We start from the raw sequence: 17,630 nt of genomic DNA, 5'->3' as shown, positions 1-17,630 counted from the left end.
CTTCTCCTTCAAGCAATATGAAATTGGGTTTAATTAAAACTATCTTCTAAAAAAGAGCCGCTCTTCTTGACGGCGGAATCGATTGTTACTAAGGACTCAAGCAACTCGTGCATCTTATGTAATGGCACTGCATTTGGGCCATCGGATAAGGCTTTGGCAGGGTCTGGGTGGGTTTCCATAAACAAGCCGCTGACACCTACAGCAACCGCTGCTCTGGCTAATACCGGTACGAATTCGCGTTGACCACCACTTGAATTACCTTGGCCACCAGGCAACTGAACCGAATGCGTTGCATCAAAAACAACAGGGGCATGGGATTGACGCAGAATCGCCAAACTGCGCATATCTGATACTAAATTGTTATAGCCAAAAGATGCACCACGTTCACAGACCATAAATTGATCCGGAAGATTCTTTTCAGCTGCGGCTGCACGCGCCTTTTCAATCACATTGAGCATTTCATGTGGAGATAAGAACTGTCCCTTCTTGAAGTTAACGGGCTTACCACTTTGAGCGCATGCACGAATGAAATCAGTCTGTCGACATAAGAAGGCCGGGGTTTGCAAAACGTCAACGACTTTAGCTACTGGTTCAATTTCGCTGATATCGTGTATGTCCGTTAAGACGGGCACGCCGATATCTCGCTTCACCTTTGCCAAAATTTCAAGACCCTTCTCCATACCCAAACCGCGGTAAGAGTTTCCAGATGAACGGTTGGCTTTATCAAACGAAGCTTTAAAAATAAAGGGGATCTGCAAAGTCTTAGCAATTTCCTTTAGCTGTCCAGCGACATCCATTGCTGATTGTTCAGACTCAATCACACAAGTGCCTGCAATCAGGAAAAAACGATGCTCTAAACCAACATCAAATCCGCATAATTTAAATGAGCTCATAAGTAATTAAGCCGCCTTTTTGCTTGCTTGTTGTTGATGATCAAGCGAGGCTTTAATAAAAGCAGAAAATAAGGGGTGACCATCGCGTGGTGTAGAGGTGAACTCTGGATGAAATTGCACCCCAAAGAACCAAGGATGCATAGCAGATGGAAGCTCCATCATTTCGGGCAAGGACTCATTTGGTGTTCTGGCAGAAATAATTAAACCCGACTGCTCTAAACGCGGAACATAGTTATTGTTAACTTCATAACGATGGCGATGGCGTTCATTGACCTCAGATCCATAGATACGATGTGCCAAAGTACCCGCTCTCACAGGACAGCGCTGGGAACCTAAGCGCATTGTTCCACCCAAGTCGGAATCATTCGTACGTTTCTCTACATGCCCCTCGCGGTCAACCCATTCGGTAATTAGCGCAACCACCGGGCTTTGTGTATCAGGCGCAAACTCAGTACTGTTTGCATCGGCAATATTAGCTACATGACGAGCAAATTCAATCACTGCTAATTGCATACCAAGGCAAATTCCCAAGTAAGGAATGTGATTCTCACGTGCATAACGAATGGCAGTAATCTTACCCTCAGTGCCACGTTTACCAAATCCACCTGGCACCAAAATAGCATCCAAGCTCTTTAGGCAATCTACGCCATCTTTTTCAAGTTGCTCAGAATCAATATAGGTGATGTTCACGCGGGTGTGGTTATGGATGCCAGCATGACGCAATGCTTCGATCAGAGACTTATAAGACTCAGTTAGCTCTACATATTTGCCAACCATGCCAATCGTGACCTCATATTGTGGGTTTGCCATTTCATAGACAAGATGCGCCCAGACAGAAAGATCGGCAGGTTTAGCTTGAATCTCCAATTCACTACAGATCAAGTCATCCATACCTTGAGCATGAAGCATTTCTGGAATTTTGTAGATCGTATCCACATCCCATACAGAAATGACAGCCTCTTCGCGCACATTTGAAAAGAGAGAAATCTTGCTGCGCTCATCCTCGGGAATAGGACGATCAGCGCGGCAGAGCAATACTGTTGGCATGATGCCGATTTCACGCAGCTTCTGGACGGAATGTTGCGTAGGTTTGGTTTTCAGTTCGCCAGCACTACTGATATAGGGCACTAGTGTGAGATGCACAAATGCACAACTGTGTTTTGGCAGACGAATACTCATCTGCCTTGCAGCCTCTAAAAATGGGAGAGACTCAATATCCCCGACCGTTCCACCGATCTCACATATCGCAATGTCTGCATGGCCATCGTGACTGGCTTTAGCGCCGCGTTCAATGAATGCTTGAATTTCGTTAGTAATATGGGGGATTACCTGAACCGTCTTACCAAGATATTCACCACGACGCTCTTTACTAATCACTGACTCGTAGATTTGGCCTGTGGTGAAATTATTACTTTTACGCATCTTGGCAGATACGAATCGCTCGTAGTGACCTAAATCCAGGTCAGTTTCAGCGCCATCCTCTGTTACGAATACTTCGCCGTGTTGAAGTGGACTCATCGTCCCAGGATCAACGTTGATATAAGGGTCTAATTTTAGGAGGGTGACTTTCAGGCCGCGGGATTCGAGAATCGCGGCAAGCGAGGCAGCTGCGATTCCTTTCCCTAAAGAAGAAACCACACCACCAGTGACAAAAACGTATTTGGTCATCGCTTAAGCTCTGTTGGAAAAAATAATTATAACGATAGCAACCTGCATTTTTCTAAAATAAAAATGGTGATAAAAAGGTAAGATTGAAAAAAACTGACTCGGATCCCATTATTTACAAGCCATGCGCCTATTTTTTGCTATTTTAATTACCGTTTTTTCCCTGTTTTACCTGCTACCCTTTGCTATCGCTTTTAACAAAAAGCGTGCAAATACAGGCGCGATTTTTGTCTTGAATCTATTTTTAGGATGGTCTTTTGTTGGTTGGGTTATCGCCCTAGTTTGGGCGATTAAAGAAGAGCAGGTCATTTAAGCCCAAATTTGGTTCATTTTTGGCAAAAATCAGTAGTTAAACCCATATTCAGGCTAGGTACAACGCTTTACAATCATAAAAATCGGGGTTCATGATCCCGCTTGGCCTTTCTGTTGATAACCTTTACCCCTTAGGAAACACGATGTTAGAAGCCTACAACGCCCAAGTTGCCGAACGTGCCTCTCTTGGCATTCCAGCCCTCCCATTAACCAAGGATCAAACCGCAGAATTAGTCGGTTTGCTAAAAAATCCTCCAAAGGGAAAGGAAGTTGAACTGGTAGAGCTGATTACCAACCGCGTTCCTGCAGGCGTTGACGAAGCAGCCAAAGTAAAAGCGGAGTTTTTAGATGCGGTAGCAAAAGGCACTGAAAAATCGCCTTTAATCTCCCGAATTTTAGCAACTGAACTCTTGGGCACTATGCTTGGTGGGTACAACATCAAGCCTTTGGTTGAGCTCCTATCTGATGCTGAATGTGGAACTGCAGCCGCAGCCGCCCTCAAAAAGACTCTGTTGATGTTTGACTATTTTCACGATGTCCAGGAATTGGCTGAAAAAGGCAATGCAAACGCAAAAAGCGTATTGCAAAGTTGGGCTGATGCAGAGTGGTTTACTAGCCGCCCACCCGTTCCTGAAAGCATGAAGCTAACAGTATTTAAAGTTACTGGCGAAACAAATACTGACGACTTATCCCCCGCTCCCGATGCTTGGAGTCGTCCCGATATTCCATTGCATGCCACAGTCATGCTCAAAAATCCACGTCCCGATATCGAGCCAGATGAATCTGGCGTTCGCGGCCCTATGAAGCAAATTGCAGCCTTGCAAAAGAAAGGCAATCAAATCGCCTACGTCGGTGACGTTGTGGGTACAGGCTCTTCACGCAAGTCCGCTACCAACTCGGTTTTATGGTGGACCGGTCAAGACATTCCTTTTGTGCCTAATAAGCGCTTTGGTGGCGTTTGCCTCGGTGCAAAGATTGCCCCAATTTTCTTTAATACGATGGAAGATGCTGGCGCATTGCCTATTGAATTAGATGTATCGCAAATGGATATGGGTGATGAAATTGAATTGCGCCCTTATGATGGAAAAGCATTTAAAAACGGCAAAGAAATTACTAGCTTTTCACTTAAATCACCCGTCATTTTTGATGAAGTGCGAGCAGGCGGTCGTATTCCATTGATCATTGGTCGCGGTTTAACAGCCAAAGCACGTGCAGCGCTTGGTCTGCCTGCCTCTACAGAATTCCGCATTCCAGTAAGCCCGCCTGATAATAAGAAAGGCTTTAGCTTGGCCCAGAAGATGGTGGGTCGCGCATGTGGTTTGCCTGAAGGTCAAGGTGTTCGCCCAGACACCTATTGCGAACCCCATATGACGACTGTTGGCTCACAAGATACTACTGGCCCTATGACGCGCGATGAGTTGAAAGACTTGGCTTGCTTGGGCTTCTCGGCAGACTTGGTAATGCAGTCGTTCTGCCATACCTCCGCTTATCCAAAACCAGTCGATATTCGTACCCATCATGAATTACCTGCTTTTATGACCAATCGGGGCGGTGTTTCACTGCGTCCAGGCGACGGCGTCATTCACAGCTGGTTAAATCGCCTGCTAATGCCTGATACTTGCGGTACTGGTGGTGATAGTCATACCCGCTTCCCCATTGGTATTTCATTCCCGGCTGGCTCTGGATTGGTGGCTTTTGCCGCAGCCACTGGCGTAATGCCCTTAGATATGCCTGAATCTGTATTGGTGCGTTTTAAAGGCAAGATGCAGCCTGGCATCACCTTGCGTGACTTAGTTAATGCAATTCCTTTGTACGCGATCAAAAAAGGGTTGTTGACTGTTGAGAAACAAGGCAAGAAGAATATTTTTTCTGGCCGCATCTTAGAAATCGAAGGCTTGCCAGACCTGAAGGTTGAGCAAGCATTCGAATTATCAGATGCATCAGCCGAGCGCTCTGCTGCCGGTTGCGCTATAGCGCTCAACAAAGAGCCCATTATTGAATATATGCGCTCCAACATCACCCTGATGAAGTGGATGATTGCTAATGGCTATGATGACAAACGCACGCTGGGTCGTCGCATTAAAGCCATGGAAGCTTGGATTGCAAATCCAAATCTACTAAAGGCTGATGCCGATGCTGAGTATGCTGAAGTCATCGAAATTAATATGGATGATATTAAGGAGCCGATCTTGGCCTGCCCTAATGATCCAGATGATGTGAAGTTCTTATCCGAAGTTGCTGGCGAGAAAATTGATGAAGTATTCATTGGCTCATGCATGACCAATATTGGTCACTTCCGCGCAGCTGGCAAGGTGCTGGAAGGTAAAACAGATATGCCTACTCGCCTGTGGATTGCTCCCCCAACTAAGATGGACCAGATGATTCTTACGGAAGAAGGCTACTACGGGGTCCTAGGTCGTACAGGTGCTCGTATGGAAACACCGGGTTGCTCTCTCTGCATGGGTAACCAAGCTCAAATCCGTAAGGGCTCGACAGCGGTTTCTACATCAACACGTAACTTCCCTAACCGACTGGGTATTGATACGCGGGTTTACTTAGCTTCTGCAGAATTGGCATCAGTAGCCGCCCTCTTAGGCCGCTTGCCAACTCCAACGGAATACTTTGAGCAAGTGGCTTCATTGGAGAGTAAATCAGCAGAGATATATCGCTATATGAACTTTGACAAGATCAAAGCATTCACTGATGTTGCTGATGCTGTGACTGTCTAAATTGCAATACGCTCGTAGTATTAGGCAAATAAAAAGGCGATCTGTGGATCGCCTTTTTTCTTAGCAGAGCGCTAGAAAAAACAAGCTTTAAATTATTAGCTTAGATAGATAAACAAATTTCTTGGCGTGCATTCTCACGACTCAAACCTGCCGCCCACGTGTTGGTTGGCAAGCCTGTTTTTTCCATAATGACTTTTGCGCGCTTAGAGACATCTTGCCACTCAACCTCTAATTTTGGCCCCTTAAATGCCAGCGCAACGACATTGCAATCATGGGATTCTGGAAACAACAGCACTCTATTGCCAAAAGCCTCACAAATATTCTTGAGGTTGACGTTAAAACTTTTATGGCGAGAAAATAAATTAACCGTCATTACACCTGGGCTTTTGAGGATATTAAAGCACCCCTTATAGAAATCAAGCGAGCTAGCTGCAGGACCATCGCAAATGGCATCGTATAAATCCACTTGAACCGCGTCAAAGTAATTGCAATATTGACGGTTGTTAACAAATACTTTTGCATCCGCCTGCAAAGTGCTCAGGCGACGGTCATCGTCAGGGGTAAAGAACATGCTTCTGGCAGACACAATGACTGCCGGATTTAGCTCCACAACCGTAGTTTTAACAGCGGGGCAATACCGATGCTGAAATTTCGTTAATGCGCCGGTGCCCAATCCAAGTTGGGCCACTTGCATTCCAGGCTTTGTTTCCAAAAACAATAGCCAAGCCATCATTTGCTGGTTATATTCCAAATAAATCTCGTCAGGGTCACGCATACGCATGGCCCCTTGAATCAATTCGCTACCAAAATGCAAATAGCGAATACCGCCACTTTCAGAGAAGGTTACCGGTTCCATGAGAAATATATTAATTTGCCCAGCGGCGTGCATTGCGGAATAAACGCAACCACGGACTTGCACCATCTGGGATATCTAACCACTCAGGAGGGCACCAACTCATCTGTACAGCACGGAATACGCGCTCTGGATGAGGCATCATGACGGTAAAGCGACCATCAGGGGTGGTTACCCCTGTTAGGCCACCAGGTGAGCCATTGGGGTTCAAAGGATAGGTTTCTGTGGGTTTACCTAGATGATCAACGAAGCGTAATGCTGCAAGACCTTGATCTTGTAAGAGCTCAAGATTGCCTTGCTGACTAAAGTTTGCAAAGCCTTCTCCATGAGCAATCGCTATAGGCAATTGACTGCCTTCCATGCCCTGAGTAAATATCGATGGCGAAGGCATCACCTCTGCCATGACTAGGCGGGCTTCATATTGCTCCGATTGATTGCGAGTAAATTTAGGCCACGCTTGCGCCCCTGGAATAATTCCAGAAAGATTGCTCATCATTTGGCAACCATTACATACACCTAAGGCAAAGCTGTCATTGCGATTGAAGAACGCTGAAAATTGATCACGTAATTTATCGTTGAACAGAATGGTTTTTGCCCAGCCCTCGCCAGCACCCAGCACATCCCCGTAACTAAAACCGCCACAAGCAATTAATCCACGGTAATCAGCCAACTTGGCTTGACCCGAGAGTAAATCAGACATGTGGACGTCGTAACTATCAAAGCCTGCCAAATCGACAGCGTAAGCCATCTCGACATGGGAATTAACACCCTGCTCACGCAAAATGGCAACTTTAGGACGAGCGCCTTTTTGTATAAATGGAGCGGCAATATCTTCAGCTGGATTAAAAGTCAGCTTCGGTGACATGCCTGCATCAGACAAATTATCTAGCAAAGCAAATTCACTGTCGGCACATGCGGGGTTGTCACGCAAACGTGCAATCTGATAGCTGGTATTGGCCCACATCTTTTGTAGCACTTCGCGTGGTTCTGCAAAAATGAATTTTGCATCACGCCAAATTTCAATACGGCCATTCGTATTAGGTTTGCCGATCACATGGCTATAGGCGCTTAAACCGAGGGTACGCAACACCGCAAACACTGCATCACGATCCTCACGACGAACCTGAATCACAGCGCCTAGCTCTTCATTAAATAGTGCGCGCATGGTTTGCTCATGACGACGGCCAGAGATTTGCTGGGCCCAATTTTTGGCATCGCCATGATCTGGCTCTTGGCCAGCATCCACAGCAATCATGTCCACATTGATTGAAATGCCGCAATGGGATGCAAAAGCCATCTCAGCTATGCAGGCCAATAAACCGCCATCAGAACGATCGTGGTAGGCCAGCAATTTACCTTCGTTGCGTAACTGAATAATTGCAGCAGCAAATGCATTTAAATCTTCAGGACGATCTATATTTGGGGCAGCTTTGCCTGACTGATTTAAAACCTGAGCCAGAATGCTGCCAGCCATACGGTTTTGACCGCGACCCAGATCAATCAAAATCAACTCTGTATCCAAGGTGTTGCCGCTTTGATCTGCGAGCTGCAGTAAAGGTGTCAAAGTTTTGCGCACATCGACAACAGGGGCAAAGGCAGAAATGATTAAAGAGACTGGGGAAACTACTTTCTTAGTTTGACCATCATCACGCCATTCCGTTGCCATCGATAAAGAATCTTTACCCACCGGAATGGAGATACCCAAGGCAGGGCAAAGCTCCATGCCGATTGCATGAACTGAGTCGTACAACTTAGCATCTTCACCTGGTGCGCCGCAAGCAGCCATCCAGTTCGCAGAAAGCTTGACATCCTCAAGGGAGGCCACGTCAGCTGCCATTAAATTAGTGATGGCTTCACCTACCGCCATGCGAGCCGCTGCTGGTGCATCAATAATAGCTAAGGGGGTCCTCTCCCCCATCGTCATGACTTCGCCACGGTAACCCTTGTAATCCATCAAAGTGACAGCGCAATCAGCCACTGGAACTTGCCATGGACCTACAAAAGGATCCCGAGCATTAAGGCCGCCAACCGTGCGATCGCTAATGGTGATCAAAAATGATTTACTAGCGACAGTGGGCTGTTGCAAAACCCAAGCAATGCACTGAGCCAAGTCAGCGTCAGTGACATTTAATTCTGAAAATTCTTGTTCAACTCGAGTGACATCTCGATGCATGCGAGGCGGCTTACCAAGCAGTACCTCCATTGGCATATCGATTGGCAAGGCAGCATCAGCTGATGGCTCTTGTTTACTATCACTCAACTTCAATTGACGTTCAGCGGTTGCTTCACCAACCACAGCAAACGGACAGCGTTCGCGCTGGCAAAGTGCTTTAAATAATTCGAGTTGCTCAGCTTCAATTGCAAGCACATAACGCTCTTGAGATTCATTACACCAAATCTCAGCAGGACTCATGCCACTCTCTTCAAGAGGGATGCTGCGCAATTTAAATTGAGCGCCCAGACCAGCGCCATCAGCCAATTCAGGGAAAGCATTAGATAGACCGCCTGCCCCTACATCATGGATAGAAATGATGGGATTATCTTCACCCATCGCACGACAAGCATTAATCACCTCTTGAGCACGACGCTCCATTTCAGGGTTGCCACGTTGCACTGAATCAAAATCCAAGTCTGCTGTATTGGTACCCGTGGCTACCGAACTACCTGTTGCCCCACCCATACCAATACGCATACCCGGTCCACCGAGCTGAATGAGCAGATGTCCCGGTTTAATTGCTTTTTTCTCCGTATGAATAGTGTCGATGCTGCCAATACCGCCCGCAATCATGATGGGCTTGTGATATCCACGCCTTGTACCATGAATGGTCTGTTCGAAGACGCGGAAATAACCACCTAAAATCGGGCGACCAAATTCATTATTAAAGGCAGCACAGCCAAGGGGCCCTTCAATCATGATCTGCAATGGAGTGGCAATTCGTTCGGGCTTGCCATATTTTTCAAGCTCCCATGGCAAATCAGTGCCAGGGATATTCAAATTTGAAACTGAGAAACCTGTCAGACCCGCCTTTGGACGACCGCCAATACCTGTTGCACCCTCATCACGAATTTCTCCGCCAGCGCCGGTAGACGCGCCTGGAAAAGGTGCAATTGCAGTGGGATGGTTATGGGTCTCCACCTTCATCAAGGTATGTACTAGGCGAGTATCCTTTGCATACTGATGATCATTGCCTTGTGGCGCCCAAGTCTCCGACTCACAACCAACCATCACCGCACAATTATCAGAATAAGCAATGATGGTGCCCTTTGGCTGCAATTGATGAGTGTTGCGAATCATTGCAAACAAGGATCGCTCTTGATCATCGCCATCAATAGTCCAGCTGGCATTAAAAATTTTGTGACGACAATGTTCGCTGTTTGCTTGCGCAAACATCATGAGTTCAACATCGCTTGGGTTACGCTTTAAGCGTGTGAAATTTTCTACTAGGTAGGTAACTTCATCATCTGACAAAGCCAAGCCTAATTCTTGATTCGCTTTATCAAGCGCTGACCTACCCTCAGTCAATACGGCTACGCGTTTTAAGGGCCTGTCATCTAAGGTTTGGTAGAGCGCCTTGGCTAATTGAGAATCTTCAATGACACTTTCGGTCATACGATCGTGAATCGCAGCCAAAACAAGGTGATGTTGGGTCTCGTTTAAAGCTTTTTTGCTTTGCCAGGCATATTGCACACCGCGCTCAACACGCAAAATATCAAGCCCGCATTGACGAGCAATCTCAGTAGCCTTACTGGCCCATGGTGAAACAGTACCCAAGCGTGGAATAACAAGCGCTTGTTGCTTTTGATCGACCCCCCTACCAAACCAAGAACCGGATGATTTGAGTTTGGAGGCAAAAGGATCGCCATAAGTAAGCAAACTCGCGAGGAGATCTAGTTTTCCAGGAGCTAATTGCGCCTCAGACCAAATTAAGTGGAGATATTGAGCTTCAATAGACTCAAGCTCAATGCCCTGGTCCATGAGCGCTGTTAAAAGTCGCTGTTGACGGAAGGCTGAAAGGGCATCAGCCCCGGGCAAGCAAAGGAAAAATGACATCCCTAGATTATAAGGTTTTGATCAAAGCAATCTGCCGCCTTGTAGGTGAAACTGACGCTCACATCGTGCAGCTAGGGCTGGGTCATGGGTCACCAAGACCAAGGTGGAGGAATTTACCCGATTGAGCTCAAAAAGTAGCTCGATGACAGCTTGGCCACTAGCCTCATCCAGACTACCCGTAGGCTCATCGGCAAACAAGATTGCTGGCCTCTTTACAAAAGCCCTTGCCAAAGCAACACGTTGTTGCTCGCCCCCGGATAATGTCTTGGGAAAGTGACCTATGCGAGCACCTAAACCTACTTGTTCTAAAGCAATTTGGGCGGTATTTTTAGCCTCAGAATAGCCAATTCCAGCTAATTCCAATGGCAGCATGACATTTTCAAGGGCATTTAGATGGGGAAGCAGCTGAAATGACTGAAAAACAAAGCCAACCGATTGACCGCGCAGCTTTGCTCTTCCATCCTCATTTAAACCTGAAAGTGTCTGCCCCATAAGAAATACATCACCAGCAGATGCGTCATCAAGGCCCGCCAAGAGACCAAGTAAGGTACTTTTTCCGGAGCCAGAACTGCCAACAATCGCTACACTCTCGCCAGCCTCAATGGCAAAACTAATATCGTGCAAAATAATCAGTTCTCCATCGTTGGCTTTCACCACCTTTTGAAGCTGATTCACTCTGATAACCTGGGATGGATTACGCATAAGGGCGCTAGATTAACCTATAGAAACAATGGCACGATTTAATTACATCAACAAGTTGAAGTGCAATTTAGCATTTACCGCTCTATTTTGCCTGTTAATGGGAGGCCATGCTGATGCACGAGCATCTCATACGATTCTCATTCTTGGGGACAGTCTATCAGCCGAGTATGGCCTAGTCCATGGCAGTGGCTGGGTCGATTTACTCGAAAAGAAACTACAAAAAGAAGCCAGCCCTTGGAATGTTTTTAATGCGAGTATTAGCGGTGAAACATCTGCAGGGGGATTAAACCGACTTCCCTCTTTACTGGAAAAGAAGAAACCTGGTTTAGTGATTATTGAATTGGGTGCCAATGATGGATTACGCGGCCTCTCTATTGCTGCAAGCGAAAAAAATCTCCAGAAGATGATTGTCATGAGTAAACGGTCGGGGGCACAGGTACTGCTGATTGGCATTCAGTTGCCGCCTAATTATGGACAAGATTACACCAAGCAGTTTGCAAATATGTTTACAAGGCTGGCAAAGACAGAAGGAACTGCATTCTTACCATTCTTCCTCACTGGCGTCATTGATAAACCAGAATTATTCCAAGCAGATCGAATGCATCCAAATGAACAGGCGCAAAAAGTTCTATTTAAAAACGTATGGGGCGCTTTGGCCCCATATTATGATTTGCTGCAGAAGTAGCTGGAAAAGATTAACTACCCGCTCCGCCGGAATTTACAGCCTTGAGGGGGTTGATGACTTTGACACCAGCTGCATTGCGCCAATAGGCCATAAAACCTGCAAATTCGGACTGAGCAGACAAAGATTGAATTTGCCGCGCTTGAGCTTGATGAATCTTTGGATCAACGCCAGCTTGCTGTCGAACTTGATCGACGCGATAGATAGTTTCACCAACACCGGGATTAAGCACTTTTACAAGTGCTGGTAACTTGGCGGCATCAATTGACATCACATCATCTAAGGCGCTACCAGTTAGGTTGCCCGGCTTAGTGCGTGAGACCCAAAATGGGCTTCCAAAACCGCTTGCCACTTTGAGATCTTTCTCGAGGGTATTCAATCGCTCAGAGGCTGCAGCAACTGCCAATGCCTCTGCTGCGCGCTGACTAAGTTGACGCTTAATCTCAGGCGCAACCTCCTTAAATGGTAGTACTTGAGAAGGATGGAATGCAACCACTCGTGCGGAAACAAAAACACCTGGAGACACTTGTACAGCTTCGATATTGCGCTTGTTCTTCAGGGAGTCATCACTGTAGAGTGCTTGAACTACTTTAGGATTGGCAATTGGGCTCTCTTTGGGCGCTCCAGCAAGACCGCCGCGAGAAATTCCTTTGGCAGACTGAACCGATAACTTCAATTTATCAGCAGCAGGCTTCAAGCTATCAGCCTGGTCGTAAGTAATATTGGTAAATTGATCTGCCTTTTCATTAAATGACTTGGGATCCTCCTTGGGATCGGCCTTCAGCACGAGATAGTCAACATCAATTAATTCGGGACTAACAAAGAGCTTTGAGTTGGCTTCATAAAAAGCTTGTTGCTCATCCAAAGAGGGGTCTACCTTAGATAGATAGTCTTTTGCTGAGAATGTGATTGCTTGAACTTCACGCTCGCTCTCATATAAAGAGGAAATCGCTTCAAAAAGTTTGGGGGTTGCTATTTCCGTGCGAGCTACCGAGGTAACTAATTGCTGAATTTTTAAGTCGAAACCTTGGCCAGCATAAAACTGTTCTTCATTCAAACCATTTGCAGCTAATAATTGTTTAAAGCGGGCATCATCAAAACTACCGTCTGGTTTATACAGCGCCCGAATTTGAGGAATGTTTTGAAGGCTCTTAATCAAAGCATCTTTACTCACTTGCAAACGCAAATCATTGACTGCATAGGCCAAAACACGTTGCTGGAGTAGTTCGCTCAGAATGGCTTGGCGAAATTGCAGGCTTTGCGCAATTTGTGGGCTACCCCCAACTCGCTCGGCTTGACGTTTGGCTGCAGAGTCAACCTCCTGAGCGGTAATGGCTTTACCGTTGACCTTAACCAGGTCTGTTTCTTTATCCATGAAGCCTGAATAGCTGGAGATACCAAAGAAAGCAAATGAAGGAACAATAAAAAGCATCAAAACTATTTGCAATAGCTTCTGGTGTTTACGAACGGTATCGAACATGTAAAAGTCACTTAGAAAATGTCAATTATGCGAGTGTACTAGGCATGAAGTCTAGAGTCCTAGAAAGCCTTAAAAGCAGGTGGGGAACTGGTGGGCGCTGACGGGATCGAACCGCCGACATTCTGCGTGTAAGGCAGACGCTCTACCATCTGAGCTAAGCGCCCCAATTTAGTACAGACGAGATTGTAACCTAGTATGAAAATAAAAGAAGGATTCCGCATCAAAACGCAATCAGAATGATTACAAAATTGACTTGGAACCCTTTTATTCTCAGTGTTTTAAGACTTCTGAGCTAGCTGCCTTTTCATTTGCTTTACTGGCTTCAGAGGCTTTTTTAGCCAGCTCTTCTGGGCTGAGCTCAGGCAAGGCTTCTGGTTTACGCTCGAGAGCCAACTCTAGCACCTGATCAATCCAACGAACCGGAACGATTTCAATTGCATTCTTGACCTTGTCTGGAATATCAATTAAATCCTTCACGTTTTCCTCGGGGATCAGGGCCAATTTAATTCCACCTCGATGAGCCGCCAAGAGCTTCTCTTTAAGGCCGCCGATAGGAAGCACCTCACCGCGCAGAGTAATTTCGCCAGTCATAGCAACATCAGCACGAATTGGAATTCCTGTTAAGACAGAAACCAAGGCTGTAGTGATTGCGATACCAGCAGACGGTCCATCCTTAGGTGTTGCACCATCAGGAAAATGAATATGAATATCTTTTTTCTCAAAAGACTCATCGTTAATTCCAAGTCGCCTTGCCCTCGAGCGAACCACCGTGCGTGCAGCCTCTACAGACTCTTTCATAACATCACCAATTGAGCCAGTGCGCGTTATCACGCCCTTACCTGGCATCACGGCAGCCTCAATCGTTAATAAATCACCACCCACTTCAGTCCAAGCTAAACCCGTTACTTGACCCACTTGGTTTTCTTTACCAGCTAAACCAAAATCATAAAGTCGTACTGACAAGAATTTATCTAGGTTATCCGCATTAACTACCACAGGAGCGGCCTCTTTTTTCAGAAGCAGTAGCTTCACCACCTTACGACAAATTTTGCTAACTTCCCTCTCCAAAGATCGTACGCCTGCTTCACGGGTGTAATAGCGAATCATGTTGCGGACAGCGCTCTCCTCAATCTTGAGCTCGTCCTTTTTCAGTCCATTATTTTTGATCTGCTTGGGAATCAAGTAATTGATTGCAATGCTCGTTTTTTCATCTTCCGTGTAACCAGCAAGACGAATGATTTCGAGGCGATCCAATAAAGGGCCTGGAATATTTAAAGAATTCGCGGTAGCAACAAACATCACATCAGACAAATCAAAATCAACTTCTACATAGTGATCCTGGAATGTATGATTTTGCTCGGGATCCAAAACCTCCAATAGCGCACTGGCCGGATCACCACGGAAATCCATCCCCATCTTATCGACTTCATCGAGCAAGAACAGAGGATTGCGCACACCTACCTTGGTCATACTGGTCAGAATCTTGCCAGGCATTGAACCGATATAAGTGCGACGGTGACCACGAATTTCAGACTCATCTCGTACACCACCCAATGCCATACGGACAAACTTACGGTTGGTAGCCCTAGCAATCGACTGTCCAAGCGAGGTTTTTCCGACTCCTGGAGGCCCAACCAAACAAAGAATCGGAGCCTTAACACGGTCAACCCTTTGTTGAACTGCGAGGTACTCCAAAATACGTTCTTTTACTTTATCAAGCCCGTAATGATCCTCATCTAATACTTTTTCAGCATTAGGCAAATCATTATTTATCTTGCTCTTTTTCTTCCAGGGTAAATTTACCAATGTATCAATGAAGTTCCGAATGACTGTAGCTTCTGCCGACATTGGTGACATCAACTTGAGCTTTTTTAACTCAGACTCCGCTTTTTTCAAAGCTTCTTTTGGCATCCTGGCTGCTTTAATACGCTTCTCTAATTCCTCTAAATCAGCACCCTCTTCGCCCTCACCCAATTCTTTCTGGATGGCCTTAACTTGCTCGTTGAGATAGTACTCGCGCTGGCTCTTTTCCATTTGACGCTTTACACGACCACGAATACGCTTCTCAACTTGAAGAATATCAATCTCGCTCTCAAGATCAGCCAAAAGACTCTCCAAGCGTTGTACTACTTCAGTCATTTCGAGTAAGCGTTGCTTTTGCTCTAACTTGACTGGCAGATGGGCGCAGATTGTGTCTGCCAAGCGACTAGGGTCATCAATACCACCTAAAGAGGACAAAATTTCTTGCGGCACCTTCTTGTTCAGTTTGACGTACTGATCAAACTGAGCCATGATGGCACGGCGTAAAGCCTCTGTTTCATGAGCGTCAATTGCGGCAATCGCAGTAGGAGTCGCTTCGCAATTGAAATAACCCAGGCTATCTTCAACTTGACTTACCTCAGCACGCTGAACACCCTCGACAAGCACTTTCACAGTACCGTCAGGCAACTTAAGCATCTGCAAGATATTGGCAATGCAACCAACCTCATAAAGATCCTCTACAGAGGGCTCATCTTTAGCTGCCGTTTTTTGAGCCACCAAAAGCACATTTTTGCCAGTTTCCATGGCAGCTTCAAGGGCCTTAATCGATTTTGGGCGCCCCACAAACAATGGAATTACCATGTGTGGGAATACAACTACATCCCGCAAAGGGAGCAAAGGTAGTTGAATGGGTTCAGAGGGTAGTAATAAGTGGCCAGGCATAGGGCAAATCCTCCAAAGTAGTCAGTCCCCAGAAATCCCCAAAAGTGCTTAAAACACTAAATAGAGTTGCTGTTATGAAATAGGATACTACCTATATGGGTTTGACCACTTGAAAAACAAGGGGGGAAAATGCCAAAAATGCGCAAAAAGGCCTGAAAACCAGCAAAAAACTCAGAAAAACTAGGCTTTTTTACTTAAATCAGCCTGATTAGCATCAGCTTTGTAGACTAAAAGTGGTTTTCCACCATCCTGAATGCTGCTTTCGTCAATAACGACCTTTTCAACATTTTTCAAAGAGGGCAAGTCGTACATGACATCCATCAACGAACCCTCAAGAATGGAGCGCAAGCCGCGAGCACCTGTCTTACGAGCAATCGCCTTTTTAGCGATAGCTGACAGAGCTGCCTGCCTTACTTCCAATTGAGCGCCTTCCATGGTTAGCAGTGCTTGATATTGCTTAACAAGCGCATTCTTTGGCTCAGTCAGAATCTGAATGAGTGCTGACTCATCTAATTGGGCTAAAGTGGCCACTACTGGCAGACGACCGATTAACTCGGGAATCAAGCCAAATTTAATTAAATCTTCGGGCTCCACTTCAAGCAGCAGATCGGAGACGCCACGATCATCCTTGCCAGGAACAGTTGCATTAAAGCCAATACCCGTTTTGGCAGAACGTTGTTGAATAACTTTTTCAAGACCATCAAAAGCGCCGCCACAAATGAACAGAATATTAGTGGTGTCAACCTGCAAGAAATCTTGATTAGGGTGTTTACGGCCACCTTGAGGGGGCACAGAAGCCATTGTCCCTTCAACGAGCTTAAGGAGTGCCTGCTGAACACCCTCACCCGATACATCACGAGTAATTGAGGGGTTATCAGACTTACGCGAGATCTTATCGATCTCGTCGATATACACAATGCCGCGCTGTGCTTTTTCAACGTTGTAATCGCAAGCTTGGAGTAATTTTTGAATGATGTTTTCAACATCCTCGCCAACATATCCCGCTTCGGTGAGCGTTGTTGCATCAGCCATCACAAACGGCACATCCAACATGCGTGCCAATGTTTGAGCCAGTAAAGTTTTACCAGAGCCCGTTGGACCGATCAGAAGGATATTGCTCTTAGCCAATTCAACGCCATCAACCATTGCCTTAGCAGGCAATTTTGATTTAGTGTCTGCAGCCTTGTCTACAGATTCAATTTCCTTGCCATCTTTATCAAGTTTAGCCTTCTTCGGCTTAGGCAAATATTGCAAACGTTTGTAATGGTTGTAGACCGCAACAGCTAAAGTCTTTTTAGCGTGATCCTGCCCAATGACATATTGATCTAGGTTTTCACGAATTTGGTGGGGCGTAGGCAAAGAACCATCGCCCTCTTCCTTTGGTAGCTTGGCAATTTCTTCCTGAATGATGTCAGTACATAAGTCGATACATTCATCGCAAATAAAAACTGAAGGGCCGGCGATCAGTTTTTTAACTTCGTGCTGACTTTTGCCACAAAAGGAGCAATATAAAATCTTTTCTGAACCGCTAGTAGTTGGGGTATCGCTCAAAATAATTAC

At 46.0% G+C, this 17,630-nt stretch carries 11 protein-coding genes and 1 tRNA gene; 3 read left to right on the top strand and 9 right to left on the bottom strand.

Translation table 11 applies throughout. From position 1 onward, the window contains the following. Positions 1-29 precede the first annotated feature (29 nt). Together kdsA and BOQ04_RS03225 are read right to left on the bottom strand one after the other, a co-directional pair. On the bottom strand, positions 30-893 hold the full coding sequence (gene kdsA / locus BOQ04_RS03230; protein WP_076023336.1) for a 3-deoxy-8-phosphooctulonate synthase: 864 nt from the start codon (positions 891-893) through the stop codon (positions 30-32). 6 nt (positions 894-899) lie between these two features. Next, entirely contained in the window at positions 900-2,561 is a 1,662-nt protein-coding gene (locus BOQ04_RS03225; protein ID WP_076023335.1) for a CTP synthase, read from the bottom strand. A 121-nt stretch (positions 2,562-2,682) separates the two neighbouring features. Between BOQ04_RS03225 and BOQ04_RS03220 the strand changes: the two genes are divergently transcribed. Further along, positions 2,683-2,871: a superinfection immunity protein gene (locus tag BOQ04_RS03220; RefSeq protein ID WP_076023334.1), complete on the top strand. Its 189-nt coding sequence runs from the start codon at positions 2,683-2,685 to the stop codon at positions 2,869-2,871. Between the two features lie 142 nt (positions 2,872-3,013). Next, positions 3,014-5,599, top strand: coding sequence for a bifunctional aconitate hydratase 2/2-methylisocitrate dehydratase (locus tag BOQ04_RS03215; RefSeq protein ID WP_076023333.1), 2,586 nt, complete (start codon positions 3,014-3,016; stop codon positions 5,597-5,599). Positions 5,600-5,699: 100 nt separating this feature from the next. On the opposite strand, the gene BOQ04_RS03210 is transcribed toward BOQ04_RS03215, so the two are convergent. Genes BOQ04_RS03210 through BOQ04_RS03200 form a run of 3 tightly spaced genes read right to left on the bottom strand, consistent with a single transcriptional unit; the run spans position 5,700 to position 11,205 of the window. Continuing rightward, positions 5,700-6,455, bottom strand: a complete 756-nt coding sequence (locus BOQ04_RS03210) for a spermine/spermidine synthase domain-containing protein (RefSeq protein WP_076023429.1) — start codon at positions 6,453-6,455, stop codon at positions 5,700-5,702. A gap of 10 nt (positions 6,456-6,465) precedes the next feature. Beyond that, positions 6,466-10,503 (bottom strand): phosphoribosylformylglycinamidine synthase, encoded by a 4,038-nt coding sequence (gene purL, locus BOQ04_RS03205; RefSeq protein ID WP_076023332.1) that lies wholly within the window; start codon positions 10,501-10,503, stop codon positions 6,466-6,468. Between the two features lie 21 nt (positions 10,504-10,524). Beyond that, positions 10,525-11,205: an ABC transporter ATP-binding protein gene (locus tag BOQ04_RS03200; protein WP_076023331.1), complete on the bottom strand. Its 681-nt coding sequence runs from the start codon at positions 11,203-11,205 to the stop codon at positions 10,525-10,527. A 28-nt stretch (positions 11,206-11,233) separates the two neighbouring features. Between BOQ04_RS03200 and BOQ04_RS03195 the strand changes: the two genes are divergently transcribed. Next, on the top strand, positions 11,234-11,890 hold the full coding sequence (locus BOQ04_RS03195) for an arylesterase (protein WP_076023330.1): 657 nt from the start codon (positions 11,234-11,236) through the stop codon (positions 11,888-11,890). A gap of 10 nt (positions 11,891-11,900) precedes the next feature. On the opposite strand, the gene BOQ04_RS03190 is transcribed toward BOQ04_RS03195, so the two are convergent. From BOQ04_RS03190 to clpX, 4 genes are all read right to left on the bottom strand, one after another. After that, positions 11,901-13,367: a peptidylprolyl isomerase gene (locus tag BOQ04_RS03190; RefSeq protein ID WP_076023329.1), complete on the bottom strand. Its 1,467-nt coding sequence runs from the start codon at positions 13,365-13,367 to the stop codon at positions 11,901-11,903. 88 nt (positions 13,368-13,455) lie between these two features. Beyond that, positions 13,456-13,531, bottom strand: a tRNA-Val gene (locus BOQ04_RS03185). A gap of 106 nt (positions 13,532-13,637) precedes the next feature. After that, positions 13,638-16,070 (bottom strand): endopeptidase La, encoded by a 2,433-nt coding sequence (lon, locus tag BOQ04_RS03180; RefSeq protein WP_076023328.1) that lies wholly within the window; start codon positions 16,068-16,070, stop codon positions 13,638-13,640. Between the two features lie 180 nt (positions 16,071-16,250). Continuing rightward, positions 16,251-17,621, bottom strand: a complete 1,371-nt coding sequence (gene clpX, locus BOQ04_RS03175) for an ATP-dependent Clp protease ATP-binding subunit ClpX (protein ID WP_076023327.1) — start codon at positions 17,619-17,621, stop codon at positions 16,251-16,253. Between the last annotated feature and the right edge of the window lie 9 nt (positions 17,622-17,630).

This window comes from Polynucleobacter sphagniphilus, assembly GCF_001953355.1.
Classification (GTDB): domain Bacteria; phylum Pseudomonadota; class Gammaproteobacteria; order Burkholderiales; family Burkholderiaceae; genus Polynucleobacter; species Polynucleobacter sphagniphilus.
The sequence above is the reverse complement of the archived record's forward strand: the minus strand, read 5'-3'. Positions and strand labels throughout refer to the sequence as shown.